This window comes from Terriglobales bacterium (assembly GCA_035624475.1).
GTDB lineage: Bacteria > Acidobacteriota > Terriglobia > Terriglobales > Acidobacteriaceae > DASPRL01.
The window spans coordinates 1-2013 of sequence record DASPRL010000330.1; the positions used below are offsets into that span (position 1 = coordinate 1).

The 2013-nt window shown below is 64.6% G+C and carries 2 protein-coding genes; both read left to right on the top strand.

Going from position 1 to position 2013, the window contains the following annotated elements; genetic code table 11:
• The first annotated feature begins 161 nt into the window (after nucleotides 1-161).
• Nucleotides 162-875 carry an FAD-dependent oxidoreductase gene (locus VEG08_13150; protein HXZ28933.1) on the top strand — a complete coding sequence of 238 codons (714 nt, stop codon included), beginning with the start codon at nucleotides 162-164 and terminating at the stop codon, nucleotides 873-875.
• 141 nt (nucleotides 876-1016) lie between these two features.
• On the top strand, nucleotides 1017-2013 hold a 997-nt coding region (locus VEG08_13155), incomplete at its 3' end, for an Hsp70 family protein (GenBank protein ID HXZ28934.1).

Consider the following 2013-nt stretch of genomic DNA (forward strand, 5'->3'; position numbering starts at 1 on the left):
CGTCCCGCTGCAGCTCCTGGCCTACCACATCGCGGTGCGGCGCGGCTGCGACGTGGACCAGCCGCGCAATCTGGCGAAGTCGGTGACCGTGGAGTAGCTGACTGAGTAGCTGGCAGCTAAGGGACTGCGGCAAATCTGCAATCTGAAATCTTCAATCTAAAATGGCTGAAAGCTTCCGCACCGCCCGCCTGCTGCAATGCCTCCCGCTCTCCGAGCAGACCAAGCACCTGGAGTTCGAGGTGGGGGGCGCCGAGGGTTTCGAGTTCACGCCCGGGCAGTTCATCTCGCTGGTGGCCGAGCACGACGGGCGCGAGATCACCCGCGCCTACTCCCTGGCCTCGGCGCCGCGCGGCCACCGCTTCGACCTCTGCCTGAACCGCGTTCCCGGCGGCTTCTTCTCCAACTACCTGTGTGACCTGCAGGAGGGCGGCGCCATCCGCTTCCAGGGGCCGCTGGGCTTCTTCACCCTGCGCCAGCCGCGGCGCGATTCCCTGTTCATCGCCACCGGCACCGGCATCGCCCCCATTCGCGGCATGCTGGAGTGGCTGTTTGCGGAGGAAGAGCGCCACCGCGGCCGCGAGTTCTGGCTGATCTTCGGCGTGCGCCACCGCGCCGGACTCTACTATCACGAGGAGTGGGAGGAGTTGGCGCGCCGCCACCCCAACTTCCACTACCTGCCCACGCTCAGCCGCGAAGGCGCGGAGTGGACGGGCCTGCGCGGCCACGTGCAGGAGCACGTGCGCGCGCTGGCCGCCCGCCACCTCGACCGCCACGCCTACATCTGCGGGCTCAAGGCCATGGTGGACGCCAACCGCGCCCTGCTCAAGGAACTCGGCTGGGAGCGCAAGTCCATCGTCTACGAGAGGTATGACTGACAAGCCCCGCCCTGTTGAAGTCTCCGCAACCGCCTGAATCTCTGGCACATCCAATGTATTGACAATAACCCACTCAAGTTTTAGGATACCATCGACAAATCAAAGAAAAACAAGCACTTATAAAGTGGGAGGTAAGCGACAATGGGCAAGATCATTGGCATCGACCTGGGCACGACCAACTCGGTGGTAGCGGTCATGGAGGGCGGCGAGCCCAAGGTGATCCCCAACGAGGAAGGCGGCCGCACCACTCCCTCCGTCGTCGGCTTCACCAAGACCGGGGAGCGGCTGGTGGGACAGGTGGCCAAGCGCCAGGCCATCACCAACCCCGAGAACACCATTTACTCCATCAAGCGCTTCATGGGGCGGCGCTACGACGAAGTCTCGGAAGAGATGAAGATGGTGCCCTTCAAGGTGGTCAAGTCGGGCGACCACGTGGGGGTGGTGGCGCAGGGCAAGGAGTACACCCCGCCGGAGATCTCGGCGCTCATCCTGCAGAAGCTGAAGAAGGCGGCCGAGGCCTACCTGGGCGAAAGCGTGAAGGAGGCGGTCATCACCGTGCCCGCCTACTTCAACGACGCGCAGCGGCAGGCCACCAAGGACGCCGGGCGCATCGCCGGGCTGGACGTCAAGCGCATCGTCAACGAGCCCACCGCGGCTGCGCTGGCCTACGGCCTGGACAAGAAGAAGGACGAGACCATCGCCGTCTACGACTTCGGCGGCGGCACCTTCGACATCTCCATCCTGGAGGTGGGCGAGGGCGTCATCGAGGTGAAATCCACCAACGGCGACACCCACCTGGGCGGCGACAACATCGACCAGCGCATCGTGGACTGGCTGGTGGAAGAGTTCAAGAAGGAAGAAGGCCTGGACCTGCGCGCCAAGGGCAACGAGATGGCGCTGCAGCGTCTGCGCGACGCCGCCGAGCGCGCCAAGATCGAGCTCTCCACCACCATGGAGACCGAGATCAATCTGCCGTTCATCACCGCCGACGCCAGCGGCCCCAAGCACCTGGTGAAGCGCCTGACCCGCGGCAAACTGGAGCAGATGGTGGAGGACATCATCAGCCGCTCGGTCGGCCCGTGCAGGCAGTGCATGAAAGACGCCGGCATCGATGCCAGCAAGATCGATGAAGTCGTGC